Annotated in this window: 15 protein-coding genes and 1 other RNA gene; 8 read left to right on the forward strand and 8 right to left on the reverse strand. The window is 65.0% G+C overall.

Features of this window, described 5'->3' with window-relative positions:
* Positions 1 to 67 precede the first annotated feature (67 nt).
* Positions 68 to 742, reverse strand: coding sequence for a dethiobiotin synthase (gene bioD / locus WJW29_RS05245; protein WP_011407597.1), 675 nt, complete (start codon positions 740 to 742; stop codon positions 68 to 70).
* Between the two features lie 324 nt (positions 743 to 1,066).
* Between bioD and WJW29_RS05250 the strand changes: the two genes are divergently transcribed.
* Both WJW29_RS05250 and WJW29_RS05255 read left to right on the forward strand, forming a co-directional pair.
* On the forward strand, positions 1,067 to 1,549 hold the full coding sequence (locus tag WJW29_RS05250) for a GAF domain-containing protein (protein ID WP_011407596.1): 483 nt from the start codon (positions 1,067 to 1,069) through the stop codon (positions 1,547 to 1,549).
* Complete coding sequence (locus WJW29_RS05255) at positions 1,546 to 1,944, forward strand: TfoX/Sxy family protein (RefSeq protein ID WP_011257653.1); 399 nt, start codon at positions 1,546 to 1,548, stop codon at positions 1,942 to 1,944. The genes WJW29_RS05250 and WJW29_RS05255 overlap by 4 nt, the downstream gene beginning before the upstream one ends.
* A gap of 311 nt (positions 1,945 to 2,255) precedes the next feature.
* Here WJW29_RS05255 and gph read toward each other — a convergent pair whose 3' ends face one another.
* Both gph and dinB read right to left on the reverse strand, forming a co-directional pair.
* A complete protein-coding gene (gene gph, locus WJW29_RS05260) occupies positions 2,256 to 2,906 on the reverse strand; it encodes a phosphoglycolate phosphatase (protein ID WP_011407595.1) in 651 nt (216 codons plus the stop codon).
* A 141-nt stretch (positions 2,907 to 3,047) separates the two neighbouring features.
* Entirely contained in the window at positions 3,048 to 4,127 is a 1,080-nt protein-coding gene (dinB, locus tag WJW29_RS05265; RefSeq protein ID WP_011407594.1) for a DNA polymerase IV, read from the reverse strand.
* Positions 4,128 to 4,472: 345 nt separating this feature from the next.
* On the opposite strand from dinB, the gene fabA reads away from it, so the two are divergent.
* Together fabA and fabB are read left to right on the forward strand one after the other, a co-directional pair.
* Entirely contained in the window at positions 4,473 to 4,988 is a 516-nt protein-coding gene (gene fabA, locus WJW29_RS05270) for a 3-hydroxyacyl-[acyl-carrier-protein] dehydratase FabA (protein ID WP_011407593.1), read from the forward strand.
* Entirely contained in the window at positions 4,988 to 6,196 is a 1,209-nt protein-coding gene (gene fabB / locus WJW29_RS05275; protein WP_011257649.1) for a beta-ketoacyl-ACP synthase I, read from the forward strand. Before fabA ends, fabB begins: the two co-directional genes overlap by 1 nt.
* A 113-nt stretch (positions 6,197 to 6,309) precedes the next feature.
* Here the strand turns inward: fabB and WJW29_RS05280 are convergent, their stop codons facing one another.
* The 3 genes from WJW29_RS05280 to WJW29_RS05290 form a co-directional block, all read right to left on the reverse strand.
* Positions 6,310 to 7,131 carry a hypothetical protein gene (locus WJW29_RS05280; RefSeq protein WP_041181965.1) on the reverse strand — a complete coding sequence of 274 codons (822 nt, stop codon included), beginning with the start codon at positions 7,129 to 7,131 and terminating at the stop codon, positions 6,310 to 6,312.
* A gap of 173 nt (positions 7,132 to 7,304) precedes the next feature.
* Positions 7,305 to 9,329: a M3 family metallopeptidase gene (locus WJW29_RS05285; protein WP_011407591.1), complete on the reverse strand. Its 2,025-nt coding sequence runs from the start codon at positions 9,327 to 9,329 to the stop codon at positions 7,305 to 7,307.
* A gap of 43 nt (positions 9,330 to 9,372) precedes the next feature.
* Positions 9,373 to 10,476, reverse strand: a complete 1,104-nt coding sequence (locus tag WJW29_RS05290) for a PLP-dependent cysteine synthase family protein (RefSeq protein ID WP_011407590.1) — start codon at positions 10,474 to 10,476, stop codon at positions 9,373 to 9,375.
* 135 nt (positions 10,477 to 10,611) lie between these two features.
* Between WJW29_RS05290 and WJW29_RS05295 the strand changes: the two genes are divergently transcribed.
* The 4 genes from WJW29_RS05295 (at position 10,612) to gloA (ending at position 14,746) form a co-directional block, all read left to right on the forward strand.
* Complete coding sequence (locus WJW29_RS05295) at positions 10,612 to 11,028, forward strand: CopL family metal-binding regulatory protein (protein ID WP_011257645.1); 417 nt, start codon at positions 10,612 to 10,614, stop codon at positions 11,026 to 11,028.
* Positions 11,029 to 11,114: 86 nt separating this feature from the next.
* Positions 11,115 to 12,962, forward strand: a complete 1,848-nt coding sequence (locus WJW29_RS05300) for a copper resistance system multicopper oxidase (protein WP_103057232.1) — start codon at positions 11,115 to 11,117, stop codon at positions 12,960 to 12,962.
* The gene (locus tag WJW29_RS05305) at positions 12,959 to 14,065 is read left to right on the forward strand and encodes a copper resistance protein B (RefSeq protein WP_011257643.1); all 1,107 of its coding nucleotides are present in this window, start codon (positions 12,959 to 12,961) and stop codon (positions 14,063 to 14,065) included. The genes WJW29_RS05300 and WJW29_RS05305 overlap by 4 nt, the downstream gene beginning before the upstream one ends.
* A gap of 156 nt (positions 14,066 to 14,221) precedes the next feature.
* Positions 14,222 to 14,746, forward strand: a complete 525-nt coding sequence (gene gloA, locus WJW29_RS05310; protein WP_011407588.1) for a lactoylglutathione lyase — start codon at positions 14,222 to 14,224, stop codon at positions 14,744 to 14,746.
* A gap of 50 nt (positions 14,747 to 14,796) precedes the next feature.
* Here the strand turns inward: gloA and WJW29_RS05315 are convergent.
* Together WJW29_RS05315 and WJW29_RS05320 are read right to left on the reverse strand one after the other, a co-directional pair.
* A non-coding RNA gene (locus tag WJW29_RS05315) (sX9 sRNA) lies at positions 14,797 to 14,873 on the reverse strand.
* Between the two features lie 89 nt (positions 14,874 to 14,962).
* Positions 14,963 to 15,997, reverse strand: a complete 1,035-nt coding sequence (locus WJW29_RS05320) for an IS630 family transposase (protein ID WP_011407587.1) — start codon at positions 15,995 to 15,997, stop codon at positions 14,963 to 14,965.
* Positions 15,998 to 16,046 lie beyond the last annotated feature (49 nt).

The raw sequence follows: 16,046 nt of genomic DNA on the forward strand, positions 1-16,046 counted from the left end.
ATCCGGCCCGACAGATCCCTCCCTCTGTCGGGCTTTTTTATTGCCTGCACGCTGTGCTCAGCGGCATTTAGCGCGGCAGCTGCAGTCCCTGAGCCTGAGCAGCAGCCTCGGCGTCCGGCCGCCACGGGATCCGTCCCCAGCACGGCATTGCCAAACGCTGGCGCAGCATGCCGATGTTCTCTTCGACACGCTCCATCTGCGGGTCGACTTCATTGGCGATCCAGCCGATGCATTGCAGCCCATCGGCGGCAATGGCGGCAGCGGTAAGGCGCGCATGGTTGATGCAACCCAGCCGCACGCCGACCACCAGCACCACCGGCAGCTGCAATGCACGCACCAGATCGGCTTGATCCAACGTTGCGCTCAGCGGCGCGGCCCAACCACCGACGCCCTCCACCACCACGACCTCGGCCTGCGCGCGCAATTGCGCGAAGGCCTGCGTAATCGGCTCCAGCGACAGCGTCACGCCGACGTCAGCTGCGGCCAGTTCCGGTGCCAGCGGCGCAGGCAAGGCGTAGGGGTTGAGCGTAGCGTACGCCGGCTGCGGATTGCTGGCCGCCTGCAGCGCCAGCGCGTCTTCGTTGCGCCAGCCCTGCGGCGTGCGCTCGCAGCCGCTGGCGACCGGCTTCATGCCCACTGCGGTGTGGCCGCGTGCACGCAGCGCGTGCAGCAGCGCAGTGCTGCCCATGGTTTTGCCGATGCCGGTATCGGTACCGGTGACATAAAACGCCGGAGGCTGCATATGCCTGGTCCTGCGGCCGCGCCGCCATTGCCGTGAGGGCGCGCAGCATAACGCGCGCATTGGCCACGTTGTTGAAGCCGGTTGCTTCTGGCTTGTCTGCGGGGCGTGCTGCCCGTCAGCGGGTTGATCGGTGAGAAGGTGCCAACGCCCGCCTCCATAGGCAATGACCTGCGAGCGCTATAGCGGAGGTGCCGTGTTGCTCCGGATGACTTTGCGCGTCGTCTTGCCGGCAGTCCGCCCGACTTGGTGTGCCGACCGCAGGCCTTTGCGCGTGCCCTACGCAGTCGCAACCACGCTGCAAACAGCCGCTGCTAAACTTTGCCGATGTTCGCTACCTCTTCGCTGACCGGCAGCAAGCCGGAACAATATGCCCAGCTCACCGCCCAGGCCCAGGCACTGGTGCACGGCGAGCCGGACCGGATCGCCAACGCCGCCAATCTGGCCGCGCTGATCTTCCATTCGCTGCCCTCGCTCAATTGGGCCGGTTTCTACTTCTACGACGGCCGCGAGCTGGTGGTGGGGCCTTTCCAGGGTCTGCCGGCGTGCGTGCGCATTCCGCTGGACAAAGGCGTGTGCGGCGCGGCTGCGAGTACCCGGCAGAGCCAGCGCATCGCGGATGTGGATGCGTTCCCCGGGCATATCGCCTGCGATTCGGCATCGCGCTCGGAGCTGGTAATTCCACTTGTCAAAGGCGATACGCTGATCGGCGTGCTGGACCTGGACAGCCCGGAGCTGGACCGCTTCGATGCCGACGACCAACGTGGCCTGGAAGCAATCGCGCAGCTATTTGTGGACGCGCTGGCGTGACCACCGAGCGGATGCGCAACATCGGCCCGAAGAGCGCAGCGTGGCTGCGCCAGGTCGGCCTGCGCACGCGGCAGGACCTGCAGGAGGTGGGTGCAGTGGGCGCGTTCGTCAAGGTGCGACGCGCTGGCTTCAAGCCCAGCCTCAATCTGCTGTATTCGCTGGAAGGCGCGTTGGCCGATTGTCATTGGCAGGATGTGCCGGAAGCGCGACGCCATGCGTTGCTGGCCGAATACGAAGCCGCTAGCGCACTGCTGCCGGTGCGCGGCCGCGCCGTGGGCGGGCCAGTGGAAACCGTGCACTATGCGCGCGCCGATAACGACGATACGCACGGCGATGCGGATACCACGCCTGACTTCGATGACGTGGCGGATGCAGACCAAGCTCGGGACGATTGAGTTAGCTGCCAGTGTTCGGTGATCGGTTGATGGTTGGTGCAGTACGGCCTTGTCTGGCCCCATGCGCGCGCTGATGCATGCAGCATTGCCTCGCCATCACGTCCCCTTTTGAAGCCCGCCGCGCGGCATTGCTCGATCACATGAACGGATTGGCTGTGCGTGGCTCATCGCGGTGACGCCGATGACGGTGGCCGCTCCGCGAAACAGGCGCGTGTTCAACAGTGATCCGCTTGGTGCCGATGCCTGATCTTGAGACTGCTGCAATAGTCCACGCTGGCGCTGCGTCGGTTGACGCGTTACGTGATCGCACGTTACTTCAACGCAAGCAGCTCGCGCATGTCGTCGATGATGGCCACCGCACCGGAGGTCTGCACATCGAAGCCGCGCAGGTAACCGTAACGCACCATCGCCAGCGGCATGTTCGCGGCGTTTGCAGCCGCGGCGTCGGTGGCCGAATCGCCGACCATCAGGCAGTGTTGTGGGCTGCGCTGGAAGTGTCTGGCAAGCTGCAGCAGCGGTGCCGGGTCGGGCTTGCGCTGCGGCAAGGAATCGCCGCCCAGCACACTGCTGAAATGCGCGGCGATGCCCAGATGGTCCAGCAACGGCGCGATAAAACGCGAGGGTTTGTTGGTGCATAGCGCCAGCGTGGCGCCGGCATCGCGCAAGCCCGCCAGCGCTTCGGCAACGCCGGGATATAACGGTGGGTTGTGCAGCAGGCTCGCTTCGTAATGGCGCATCATCACCGGCATTGCCGCATCGACGTTGCGCGTACTGCCGACGTCGCGCAATGCGGTGGCAAGCAACACGTGCACGCCTTCGCCGATCCAGCTGCGGATCCTAGCTTCGCTGAACTGCTGCAGCCCCAGCTCCTGCAAGGTGCCGTTGAGCGCCTCGGCGATATTGGGCGCGCTGTCCACGAGCGTGCCGTCCAGATCGAAGATCACCAGCGAATACGGAAACATTCGGACGGCCTCGTGTGTGGGGAGCCGCAGTGTACGCAGTGCCGGATGCAGCGCGCACACTGTGGAGCGCTTTGGATTGTTCGCTGAGCGCGTCGATACAGTCAGCGACATATGTAGCCCGTCATGCCCGGTGGATGGCACTCACTCGGCCTGGGGAATTTCGCCAAACAGCTGCCCCTGCACAGCGCCTTCTTCGACATTGCTGAAACCGCTCAGGCCAACACCGACCAGGCGATAGCGCGTCTGCGCAGGCAGCTCCACACGGCGGGTCAGTGCCAGCGCGATCTGTGCCAGCGCCTCCTGCGACACAGGCGGCTGCTCAGGCGTGCAGGAGCGGGTCAGGATACGGAAATTGGAGGTCTTCAACTTCAGCACCACCGTGCGGCCGATACGCTCGGTGCGGCGTGTGGCCAGCCAGGTTTTTTCGGCCAGGCGCAGGATGTGCGTATCCAAGGCATCAAGCGCGAGATCTTCGCTGAAGGTGTCTTCCGAGGAAACCGACTGCACGTCCTGATCCGGCTCGACCGGGCGTTCGTCGATGCCGCGCGCGCGGCGGTACAGGCTTTGCCCGAAACTGCCGAAATGCGCCTGCAGTTCTTCCAACGGGCGCAGGCGCAGATCGGCCACGGTGACGATGCCCAGTGCCGCCAGCTTGCCATCCATCACCTTGCCCACGCCGGGAATGCGATTGACCTTGAGCGGCAGCAAGAATGCGTCGATGCGACTGGGCGCGATCACGAACTGACCATCGGGCTTGCGCCAATCGGACGCGATCTTGGCCAGGAACTTGTTCGGCGCGATACCGGCCGATGCGGTGAGCTCGGTTTCTTCGCGAATCTGCGTGCGGATCAGCTGCGCGATCTCGGTGGCCAGCTGCATGCCGGTTTTGGCTTGCGTGACATCCAGATAGGCCTCGTCCAGCGACAGCGGCTCGACCAGATCGGTATGCCGGTGGAAGATCTCGCGCACTTGCCGCGATACCGCCTTGTAGCGCACAAAATCCGGCGGCACGAAGATCGCATTCGGGCACAGACGCTCTGCGCGCACGGCTGGCATCGCCGAGCGAATGCCGAAGGTGCGCGCTTCGTAGGAGGCTGCGCACACCACCGAGCGCGCACCGCGCCAAGCCACCACCACTGGCTTGCCGCGCAGGCCAGGGTCGTCACGTTGCTCCACGGACGCGTAGAACGCATCCATGTCCACGTGCACGATCTTGCGCATCAAGCGGGTTTCTCTGTCGCAGGCCTGCACCCATGATAAGCCAGCGCTGTCTCACGCCTTGAGTGGAGATGGACCACGGCGCGGTCGAAAAACGAGCGCGACCGCTCATCGCAAACCAACGAGTCCGCATCGATGACACCAACGGCACAACCGACCACACACGTCCACCGCCAACCTGTCGTCGCGGGTCCGAGCGCGGCGGTTGCCGCGTACCGCATGTCTCGCCGCACTGCGCAATCCGCTGAAAACAGCACGCATGCGTACGGATAAAACGTTTGATTGAACCGCGCGACCTCATGCACCCTTCCAGGCTTCGCCTTTCGCTCCTTGCAGGAAACCTTCGTCATGACTCGTCAAAGTGCGTACTCGCGCGACCAATTGCTGGCCAGCGCGCGTGGGGAATTGTTTGCACCCGACAGCGGCCGCTTGCCCAATGATCCGATGCTGATGTTCGACCGCATCACCGAGATCAGCGACACCGGCGGCGCACATGGCAAGGGGGTCATCCGTGCCGAACTGGATATCCGCCCGGACCTGTGGTTCTTCGGCTGCCATTTCATCGGCGACCCGGTGATGCCAGGCTGCCTGGGCCTGGATGCAATGTGGCAGCTGACCGGCTTTTTCCTCACCTGGATCGGCGCGCAGGGCCGTGGCCGCGCGCTGGGCTGCGGCGAGGTCAAGTTCACCGGACAGGTCCTGCCCAGCGCCCAGCTGGTGCGCTACGAGATCGATGTCAGCCGTGTGATCAACCGCAAGCTGGTGATGGCGCAGACCGATGCACGCATGCTGGTGGATGGGCGCGAGATCTACGTCGCCAAGGATCTGCGGGTGGGCATGTTCACTTCAACGGAGAACTTCTGATGCGTCGCGTCGTCATCACCGGAATGGGCATCAATTCGTGCCTGGGCAACGATCTGGATACCGTCTCCAGCGCACTGCGCGAGGGCCGCTCCGGCATCACCGCGCTCCCCGATCACGCTGAAGCAGGCTTGCGCAGCCAGGTAGGTGGCGCGGTGGCGCTGGATCTGGACAGCCTGATCGACCGTAAGCTCAAGCGCTTCATGGGCGATGCCTCGGCTTACGCCTATCTGGCCATGCGCGATGCGATCGCCGATGCCGGTCTGGACGCCGAGCACGTCAGCGGCCTGCGTACCGGTGTGATTGCCGGCTCCGGCGGCGGCTCCAGCCAGTGGCAGGTGGAAACCGCCGATCTGCTGCGCAACCGTGGCGTACGCAAGGTGGGCCCGTACATGGTGCCGCGCACGATGTGTTCGGCGGTGTCCGCCTCGTTGGCGACCGCTTTCAAGATCCGCGGCCTGAGCTACTCGCTATCGGCTGCCTGCGCGACCTCGGCGCATTGCATCGGCGCGGCGGCCGATCTGATCCGGCACGGCGCGCAGGATGTGATGTTCGCCGGTGGCGGCGAAGAATTGCACTGGACGATGAGCGTGATGTTCGATGCGATGGGCGCGCTGTCCACCGGCTTCAACGATCGCCCTGCGGTGGCCTCGCGCCCGTACGATGCGCAGCGCGACGGCTTCGTCATCGGTAGCGGTGGCGGCATGCTGGTGCTGGAAGACTACGACCACGCCATCGCACGCGGCGCACGCATCCATGCCGAACTACTCGGCTATGGCGTGACCTCCGATGGCGCCGACATGGTCGCACCCAGCGGCGAAGGCGCGGTGCGCTGCATGCGCATGGCCATACAGGGGCTGGATCGCCCGATCGATTACCTCAACACGCATGGCACCTCCACCCCATTGGGCGATGTCACCGAACTGGGTGCGGTGCGCGAGGTGTTTGGCGACAACGTACCGCCGCTGTCCTCGACCAAGGGGCTGTCCGGGCACTCGCTGGGCGCGGCCAGCGTGCACGAGGCGGTCTACAGTTTGCTGATGCTGCGCGATGGTTTCATGGCAGGCTCGGCGCATATCGAAGAACTCGATCCGCGCGCCGAAGGTTTCCCGATCCTGCGGCAAACCCAGGAAGCGACCTTGAACACGGTGATGTCCAATAGCTTCGGCTTTGGCGGCACCAACGGCGCGCTGGTGTTCGGCCGGGTCTGAAAAAAAGCGGCCTGCCCAGGGCCATCGGACCGAGGCAGGCCGTCGCGACGACGCTGGCAATGCTCCGCGTCGCTTCTGTACATCCGCTGAAACCGCTACGTCAGACCACTGACTCAAACCGCAGCGTCGGACCGCTGGAGCTGGGCTGGCGCGGCCTCCACAGAGGCGTCGTCGCGTGGGGCCGCCGTCCACGCCGAGCCGAGCGCGGCGAAAGCACCAATGCCCCAGGCCACCGACGATGCGGTACCCAGGTTGACCGCCTTGAGCGGCGCATTCTGCTGCGATGCCGCGGTTGCGGCGGCCGCCAGCCCGGCAGCGGCCATATTCGCCGCACCACTGACGCCCTGCAGCACCCGGCTGGGCAACGCGCGTCCGGCATCGTTGGCGGCGCGCAGCAGGTTGGCGCCGCCGTTCACCGCCCAGGCCGCCGCCGACGCGTAGGCCACACTGGTGTTGTCGCTGCCGGTCAGCGACGGTGCCACCGCGCTCAGAACACCTGCAGCAGCACCTACTGCGTTAGCCCCGGATACCAGGGCATTGGCAGGCACGTTGCCAAGTTGGTTGATCGCCGCGCCGCCTGCCCACAGCGCACCGCTGACAGTCCCGGTGAGTCCGGCTGTCCGCGGCGCGGCAGACAGCCGCGAGGCAGCCATCGACAGCCCCGACGCCGCCGCGTCCAGCACCGGGCCACCGTAGGCACCCAGCTGCTGCAGCCTTCCCGGCGCTGCTGCATGCGCGGTCTGCGCTGGCGCGTTAACGTCCGCAGGTGGCCTTGGTGCAGGTCGGGAAGGTGCCCGCGTCAGCGAAGACAGCCTGGCCTCGCCGGAGGGCGCTATGGTTGGTGCTGCGATCGATGCCGGGCCCGAAGTGCCGGCTTCCAGGTCGATGAGACGACCTGCAGGGGAACCCACAGAAGACACGGAGTTGATTGCCATGTGCCACCTCGTTGCATTTGGGTGCTGCAAAGGCTATCCGGACCAGCGATAAAGGCGCCGCAAACCCGTGGCCGGGCCGCGTAAATTCTGCAATACGCCGCCCAGCCCGGCGTGGCCGGTTGTGCATGCGTTCATCGAAGGCGCGCCGGCGACCGGCGCGCCATACCGCTGTATCAGCCGGCCATGCCACTGTGGCGCAGCAACGCATCGATACTTGGCGCGCGCCCACGGAAAGCACGGAAATTGTCAGCCGCGCTGCGGCTGCCGCCGCGCGACAACACTTCATGGCGGAAACGTGCGCCAGTGTCAGCTACCTGCTCCGGCGCCTCTTCGAACGCAGCATAGGCATCGGCACTGAGCACTTCGGCCCATTTGTAGCTGTAATAGCCGGCTGCGTAGCCGCCTGCGAAGATGTGGCTGAACTGATGCGGGAAGCGATTCCAGGCCGGCGGCCGATTGACCGCCACTTCGTCACGCACGCGCTCGATGAGTTGCAGCAAGCTGTCTCGGCTCGGGTCGAAGTTGCTGTGCAGCTGCATATCGAACAAGGCGAATTCCAGCTGGCGCACGGTGAACATGCCGCTCTGGAAATTGCGTGCTGCCAGCAGGCGATCGAACAGGTTGCGCGGCAGCGGCTCGCCGGTCTGCACGTGTGCGGTCATTGCCTGCACGCGCTCCCATTCCCAGCAGAAGTTTTCCATGAACTGGCTCGGCAACTCGACTGCATCCCACTCCACGCCGTTGATACCCGCTACACCCAGCTCGCCGATACGCGTCAGCAACTGATGCAGGCCGTGGCCCATCTCATGGAACAGCGTGGTGACTTCGCCGTGGCGGAAGGTGGCCGGTGCATTGCCGCTACCGCGGCCGAAGTTGCACACCAGATACACCAGCGGCGTCTGCACCCCGTTGGCGGTGGTGCGACGATTGCGGCAGTCGTCCATCCACGCGCCACCGCGCTTGCCCTCGCGCGCATACAGGTCCAGATAGAACTGGCCGACCAGGGCGCCTTGCGCATCTTCCAGCCGGTAAAACCGCACATCCGGATGCCACACCGGCGCGCTGTCCGGCTTGACCGTAAGCCCGTACAGGCTGTGGATCACATCGAACAGGCCGGCCAGCACCTTCGGCTCGGTGAAGTACTGTTTCACCTCCTGCTCGGAGAAGCTGTAACGCGCCTGCTTGAGCTTTTCCGATGCGTACGCCAGGTCCCAGGCATGCAGGTCGTGCAGACCGAGTTCGTCGCGCGCAAAGGCTTCCAGCTCGGCACGGTCACGCTGCGCGTGCGGCTTGGCACGCACGGCCAGATCGCGCAGAAAGCCCATCACTTCATCGGGGCTCTGCGCCATCTTGGTAGCGACGGAATAGTCCGCGTAGCTGGCGAAGCCGAGCAGCTGTGCCAACTCGGCGCGCAAGGCCAGAATGCGATCGATGTTGGCGCTGTTGTCCAGCGCGGCATCGCCAAATTCGGACGCGCGCTCGGCATTGGCGCGATACAACAGCGCGCGCAACTCGCGGCTGTCCGCATCGGTTTGCACCGGCAGATAGCACGGCATCTGCAAGGTGAATTTCCAACCTGGCACGCGGTCCTGTTCTGCGGCAGCGCGTGCCGCAGCGATCACTTCGGCCGTCAGCCCTGATAACTGCGTGTCGTCTTCGGTGAGGTAACACCACGCATCGGTGGCGTCGAGCACGTTCTGCAAAAACTTGGCCGCCAATGCCGAGAGTTCTTCCTGGATTTGCGCAAACCGCGCCTTGGCGGCGTCATCGAGCTCGGCACCGCCCAGGCGGAAATCGCGCAGCGCGTTTTCCAGCACCTTGCGACGGGCTTCATCGAAGTGTGCGGCTTCCGGCGATTGCGCCAGCGCCTTGTATTGCGCATACAGCGCCAGATTCTGACCCAGCGCGCTGCCGAAGCGGCTCACCTTGGGCAGATTGCTGTTGTAGGCCTCGCGCAGCTCCGGCGTGTTGACCACCGCCTGCAGATGCCCCACCTGCGCCCACGCACGCCACAGCCGCTCGGTGGCATCGTCCAGCGGCGTCACGAAGCTGTCCCAGCGCACCGGGCTGACCTGCTCGGCTGCCTTCACCGCCGCCTCGGCCTCGGCGAGCAATTGGTCGATCGCCGGGCCCACGTGTTCGGGGCGGATCGCATCGAAGGACGGCAGTCCGGACAGATCGAGCAGCGGGTTGGTCATGGGGCGCTCCGGTGGTGGACTGGATGATTGCCCGATATGGCGGTCATTCCAGCGCTGCACAAGGCAAAGCAGGCAAATCGCCGCCATTCACGGCCAGCGCAATGGCCGCATCGTTGTCGCTGACATCGATCTCGCGCGCCACGTACCAGGCCGGATCGTAATAACTGTGCGCGTAACGCTCGCCGGCATCGCACAGGATGGTGACGATGGAGCCCTGCCGGCCCTCGTCGCGCATGCGGCGGGCGGCATGCAGCACGCCAACGAAGTTGGTGCCGGTGGAGCCACCGACGCGGCGGCCGAGCGTGGCGCTGACGTGCCGCATCGCCGCCAGGCTCAATGCATCGGGTACCTTGATCATCACGTCCACGCAGCTGGCAATGAAGCTCGACTCCACCCGTGGGCGGCCGATGCCCTCGATGCGCGAGCCGCCGGTGATGGCCAGCTCCTTGGGGCAGTGGCCATCCACCGTGCGGCAATAGCCGTCGAAGAACACCGACACTTCCGGATCGGCGCAGAGGATGCGGGTGGCGTGGCGCCGATAGCGCACGTAGCGGCCCAAGGTGGCGCTGGTGCCGCCGGTGCCGGGGCTGCACACGATCCAGTCCGGAATCGGGTGCGGCTCCTCGGCCAGTTGCTTGAAGATCGATTCGGCGATGTTGTTGTTGGCGCGCCAATCGGTGGCACGCTCGGCGTAAGTGAACTGGTCCATGAAGTGCCCGCCGGTCTCGTGCGCAAGCTGGTGCGAGGCGCTGTCCAGATCGCAGGCGCGCGCGACCAGATGGCAACGACCACCCTGGAATTCGATCGCAGCGATCTTCTCCGGCGAGGTCGAAGCCGGCATCACCGCGATGAAGGGCACGCCCAGCAGGCGCGCGAAATACGCTTCGGAAATGGCGGTGGAGCCGCTGGACGCCTCGATCACCGGGCGCCCGGCGCGCAGCCAACCGTTGGTCAGCGCGTACAGGAACAGCGAGCGCGCCAGACGGTGCTTGAGGCTGCCGGTCGGGTGGCTGGACTCGTCCTTGAAGTACAGATCGATGCCCGGATAGCCCTGCAGATCCATCGGGATCAGATGGGTGTCGGCCGAACGATTGAAATCGGCTTCGATCTTCTGGATGGCGGCGGCCACCCACTGGCGCTGCGACATGGCAGGACTTGGCTGCGAAAGTAGTCTCAATTCTACCGCCGTCGCCCGCGCGCCCGCGCAGCCAGGTCATCGGGCCGGCAGCTGGCTGGAGGCCGATGCTATGCTCACCGCACCTGTCCGCTGCCCCGAGCGCCCGTGCTGCATCGCCTGCTCCGCCTGCTGCTGTGCCTGTGCCTGGTTGCCAATACGGCCACCGGCGCGTGGGCGTCGGTGGGCATGGCGATGCCGGTGATGGCATCAGGCGCAATGCCCGCTGCTGCGATGGTGAGTTCCGTATCGACCATGCATGCGGCGATGCCGGCCGCCATGCCGTGCCATGACGCCACGCCGCCGCCCACCTTCGCGCAGTTGCCTGACAAGGCCACACATGCGCATGCGCACGACTGCTGCAAGCTGGGCAGCTGCGATTGCCTGCAGCACTGCAGCCTCGCCTTGTTGACCTTGCCTGCAGTACCCCAGGGGCAGTTCGGCCAGCTGGCATTGCCGGCCACCTTGGCCGACGGGCGCAGCAGCCCGCTGCCCGACCAACCGGTGCGACCTCCCATCGCCTGAGCGCTGACGGCCTTGCCTTGGCCGTCATCGGCCCCGCGCGCGCGTTGCGTGGGTTTTCTCAGCTATGCGATGCGTCCGTCTTGACGATGGAACGCACCGGAGATGTCATGTCTTTCGATTCCCCGTGTTCCGATGCTTCATCCAGCAACGGCCTGAGCCGGCGCCGCTTCGTGCAAGGCTTGGCCCTGGGCGGCATTGCCGTTGCCGGCGGCCTGTGGCGCCGCGATGCGCGCGCAGCCACTCCGGCCAACACCCCGGTACTGCGCGGCAGCAGCCAGTCGCTGCAGATCGGCCGCATGCCGGTCGATTTCACCGGCCGCACCCGTCCCGCGATCACCGTCAACCAGCGCCTGCCGGCACCGATCCTGCGCTGGCGCGAGGGCGACACAGTGAGCGTGCGCGTGCGCAACGCGCTGACCGACCAGCCCACCTCGGTGCATTGGCATGGCCTGCTGCTGCCGGCCAACATGGATGGCGTGCCCGGCATGAGTTTCGACGGCATCGCGCCCGGCCAGGAGTATCACTACCGCTTTGCGCTGCGCCAGTCCGGCACCTACTGGTACCACAGCCATTCGATGTTCCAGGAGCAGGCCGGGCTGTATGGCGCCATCGTCATCGACCCGCTGACGCCGCCGCCGTATCGGCATGATCGCGAGCATGTGGTGCTGCTCTCGGACTGGACAGATCTCGACCCGGCCGCACTGTTCCGCCGTTTGAAACAGATGCCCAGCCACGACAACGATGCGCAACGCACCGTGGGCGATTTTCTACGCGATGCGCGCGACGACGGCCTGCGCGCCACGCTGGCAGACCGCGGCATGTGGGGGCGGATGCGCATGACGCCCACCGACCTCTCCGACGTCAACGCCAACACCTACACCTACCTGCTCAATGGCGTGGCGCCCGCCGGCAACTGGACCGGATTGTTCAAGCCGGGCGAAAAGGTGTTGCTGCGTTTCATCAACGGCTCGTCGATGACTTACTTCGACATCCGCATCCCCGGTCTGCGCATGACCGTGGTGGCCGCCGATGGGCAGTACGTGCATCCGGTCAGCGTGGACCAACTGCGCATCGCCGCGGCCGAAACCTTCGACGTGATTGTCGAACCGCTCGGCCAGGATGCGTTTACGTTATTCGCTCAGGACATGGGCCGCACCGGCTTTGCCTGCGGCACACTGGCGGTGCAGCACGGATTGCAGGCGCCGATTCCGGCACTGGATCCGCGCGCCATTCTGACCATGCAAGACATCGGCCATGGCGATGGAATGGGGCATGGCGACCACGCGATGCACGGCGACGGTACGACGCAAGGCGACGGTACGACGCAAGGCGACGCGCATGCAGCACACGCGATGGCAATGCCGATGCCGGAAATGCACGGGCATGGGGGTGGCAACACGCAGACCAAGACACCGCATCAACCCGCCAGCGAAGACGGCAACCCGTTGATCGACATGCGCAGCAATGCCACCGCGCCGCGCCTGGACGACCCTGGCGTGGGCTTGCGCGACAACGGACGTCGCGTGCTGTGCTACGCCGATCTGCACAGCGTGTTCGACGACCCGGATGGCCGCGAGCCCGGTCGCGAGATCGAGCTGCATCTGACCGGGCATATGGAAAAATTCGCCTGGTCATTCGATGGCATCGCATTCGCTTCCGCAGAGCCCTTGCGCCTGCAGTACGGCGAGCGGCTGCGCATCGTATTGGTCAACGACACCATGATGCAGCACCCCATCCATCTGCATGGCATGTGGAGCGATCTGGAAGATGCCGACGGCAACTTCCAGGTGCGCAAGCACACCATCGACATGCCACCCGGCACCCGCCGCACCTACCGCGTGCTCGCCGACGCGCTCGGTCGCTGGGCGTATCACTGCCATCTGCTGTACCACATGGAAGCGGGCATGATGCGCGAAGTGCGGGTGGAAGCATGAGCCGCTTTCGCACCCAGGCCTGGTTGGCAGCCGCGCTCTTGGCCAGTGCATCTGCGGTTGCACAGGAGCATCAGCACGATGCGATGCAAGACGCACCACAGGACATGCAGGACCATGCGATGCAGATGACCGATGGCGCGCAGAAGGCGCCGTCCTCATCTCAGGCCGCACACATGGACCACGCCCACATGTCGCACGCTGCCATGGAGACTGGAACCACGGAGCAGGAAGCGATGAAGCATGGATCCATGGACGATGCAGCCATGAGCCACCAGGCGATGGATCACTCGAAGATGGACCACATGCAGTCCACCAATGCCGCGCAAATTCCTGCATCGCCCACCAACACCACAATCACCGGCAACCTCGCCGATACACGCAGTACCGCACTCCCACGCACCCCCATCCCGACACCCACTGCGGAAGAAATCGCCGCCGCATTCGCCCCATTGCAAGCGCATACGATGCACTCGGCAGGCATCAACCACTATGTCCTGCTTGATCGAATGGAGGCTTCCAAAACCGAACGCGGTAGCGGCCAGGCATGGGAATCACGCGCATGGATCGGCGGCGACATCGATCGGCTATGGCTGCGCAGCGAAGGCGAGCGGCACGACGGACGCACCGAACCCGCCTCGCTGGAAACCTTCTACGGCCATGCCATCTCGCCGTGGTGGGATCTGCTCGTCGGCGCACGTCAGTACATCGGCACAGGCGACCATCGCAGCTGGGCGGCATTCGGCGTGCAGGGACTGGCGCCCTACAAGTTCGAAACCGAAGCCACGCTGTATGTAGGCGATGGCAGCCGCGCAGCACTGCGGCTGGCAGGCGAATACGAGGTGCTGCTGACAAACCGGCTGATCCTGCAACCGCACGTGGAAGCCGACATCGCGCTCACCGACGACAACCGCCGCGGGATGAGTCGCGGCCTGGAAGAAACCGAACTTGGCCTGCGCTTGCGCTACGAAATCACTCGCCGTTTCGCGCCATACATCGGTTGGGTACATCGCCGCCGCTTCGGCGATAGCGCAGCACGTGCGGCGATGGAGGATGCACCCGCACGCGACAGCCGTTTGGTTGCCGGTGTCCGCCTTTGGTTCTGAGGCAATGGCATCGTGCAGGCCGCAGCCTTCGATACCGCCATCAACGCTAACGCATCGCAGACGCTGCCAATGGCCATGACACGCCAACTACCACGCCCTCGCTAACATCGACAGCAACGCAGCATGCTGCGCCCTTATTCAACCCAGGAAACCGCCATGGCTTTGAACGATCTACAACACGTGCCAGGTGCCATCGCTGCGCCCGCCGAAACGCACGGCTTCGTATTCAACCACACCATGCTGCGCGTCAAGGATGCCAAGCAGTCGCTGGATTTCTACACACGCGTGCTGGGCTTCCGCCTGCTCGACGCACGCGATTTTGCCGACGCAACATTCAGCCTGTATTTTCTCGCGCTGCTGCCGGAAGGCACTGCCATTCCCGATGACGACGCGCAGCGCCGCCTGTGGATGGCCGGCATCCCCGGCGTGCTCGAACTGACCCACAACCACGGCACAGACACCCAGGACGGCCCGGTCTACCACGACGGCAACAGCGACCCGCGCGGCTTCGGCCACATCTGCGTTTCAGTGCCGGACATCCATGCCGCCTGCGCACGCTTCGACAGCCTCAACGTGCCCTACCAGAAACGCCTGGAAGACGGCCGCATGAAGCACCTGGCCTTCATCAAGGACCCGGATGGCTACTGGGTCGAGATCATCTCAAATACGCCATTGGCGTAAGGCAAACGAGAATGCCCGGTCTCCCCGGGCATTTTCATTCGACTTGGAGCCGCTGACAAAACGTAGCGAGCCGCTGTCAGGTGAGCGCGGACGGCGCGCTCAGAACCGCAGTGGACGCGTGGTACATGCCGATTCCGAGCACAGGCCGCGCCCGCCTGGCGGCTACGCAGTCGTTTTGTTGGCCGCTCTTATTGATCCGGCATCAACCAACTTGAATCAAGCCGCATAGCGAACCGGCCCATGCTCGAAGTATTTGCGAATCCGCTCAGGCTGGCGCTGCACGCTGCGAAGGTGGCGTGCGGTGGCCTTGACCAGTTGCAGCTTTGTGCGCGCTGGCGCCAGCGTCGTGACGGCTTGCTTGATGTCGGCGTTGGCCATTTCGTCGGGGTTGAGTTCGGGGCTGTAGCTGGGCAGGTAGAACACCTCGATCGCATCGGCGTGCTCGGCCAGCCACGCCTTGACGGGCTTGGCGTGGTGTACCCGCAGGTTGTCCAGGATCAGGAACAGCTTCTTGCTCGCCCCCTTGATCAGCCGGCGCAGGAAGTCGATCAGGATGTTCGTATTGAGCGCGCCGTCGAAGATGCGCCAGCGCATCTGGCCCTTGTTGGTCACGGTGGAGATCACCGACAGGCCGTGGCGCTTGCTGTTGACCCGGATCACAGGCGTCTGGCCTTTCGGGGCGAAGCCGCGCCCGCGCACGTCGTCGCTGCGCAGGCCGCTCTCGTCGCCCCAGTGAATCTCGGCGCCCTCGGCCTTGGCACGAGCGGCAATGACCGGGTAGTCCTCGTCGAGCCACTTCCGGACTGCGGCGGGTGATTGCTCGTAGGCCTTCTTCATCGGCTTTTGCGGCGTGAAGCCCCAGCGCGCCAGGTACAGCCCCATCGTGCGCACCGGCAGGCGAATGCCAAAGCGCTGCTCGATGAGCTGCGACACCGCCGCGCGCGTCCACAGCGCGTAGGGCATCTTCAACTGGTCAGGCGTCTTGTCGGTAATGAGCTTGCGCACCAAAGCTTCCTGCGCCGCGTCGAGCAGCCGGCCGTCGCCGCTGCGACGCCCGCTGGGCGCGTCGCGCAAAGCCTTGGCCCCTGCCACATCGTGACGCTTGCAGATGTCGAACACACCCGTGCGGCTCAACCCAGTCTGCGCCGCGATCTCGTCGTAGGTCTGGCCCGCCTTGCGCAGTCGAATGACCTGCACGCGCCTTTCGTGCCGCGCGTCGCGCGACAACGATCTCATGTCGGTTGCTTCCATCATCCTGAGATGATGGCGTCCACGAGAAGTTCAAGTTAACTACTTCCTA

The sequence above is a fragment of the Xanthomonas sp. JL1 genome, from assembly GCF_038405005.1.

Excerpts from the sequence above, each read along its gene's own strand:
- WJW29_RS05285 (WP_011407591.1), bottom strand. The coding sequence starts at position 9,329 with ATGACCAACCCGCTGCTCGATCTGTCCGGACTGCCGTCCTTCGATGCG.
- bioD (WP_011407597.1), bottom strand. The coding sequence starts at position 742 with ATGCAGCCTCCGGCGTTTTATGTCACCGGTACCGATACCGGCATCGGC.
- fabA (WP_011407593.1), top strand. The coding sequence starts at position 4,473 with ATGACTCGTCAAAGTGCGTACTCGCGCGACCAATTGCTGGCCAGCGCG.
- WJW29_RS05290 (WP_011407590.1), bottom strand. The coding sequence starts at position 10,476 with ATGTCGCAGCGCCAGTGGGTGGCCGCCGCCATCCAGAAGATCGAAGCC.
- WJW29_RS05250 (WP_011407596.1), top strand. The coding sequence starts at position 1,067 with ATGTTCGCTACCTCTTCGCTGACCGGCAGCAAGCCGGAACAATATGCC.
- gloA (WP_011407588.1), top strand. The coding sequence starts at position 14,222 with ATGGCTTTGAACGATCTACAACACGTGCCAGGTGCCATCGCTGCGCCC.
- gph (WP_011407595.1), bottom strand. The coding sequence starts at position 2,906 with ATGTTTCCGTATTCGCTGGTGATCTTCGATCTGGACGGCACGCTCGTG.
- dinB (WP_011407594.1), bottom strand. The coding sequence starts at position 4,127 with ATGCGCAAGATCGTGCACGTGGACATGGATGCGTTCTACGCGTCCGTG.
- WJW29_RS05300 (WP_103057232.1), top strand. The coding sequence starts at position 11,115 with ATGGAACGCACCGGAGATGTCATGTCTTTCGATTCCCCGTGTTCCGAT.
- WJW29_RS05280 (WP_041181965.1), bottom strand. The coding sequence starts at position 7,131 with ATGGCAATCAACTCCGTGTCTTCTGTGGGTTCCCCTGCAGGTCGTCTC.
- WJW29_RS05320 (WP_011407587.1), bottom strand. The coding sequence starts at position 15,997 with ATGGAAGCAACCGACATGAGATCGTTGTCGCGCGACGCGCGGCACGAA.
- fabB (WP_011257649.1), top strand. The coding sequence starts at position 4,988 with ATGCGTCGCGTCGTCATCACCGGAATGGGCATCAATTCGTGCCTGGGC.
- WJW29_RS05305 (WP_011257643.1), top strand. The coding sequence starts at position 12,959 with ATGAGCCGCTTTCGCACCCAGGCCTGGTTGGCAGCCGCGCTCTTGGCC.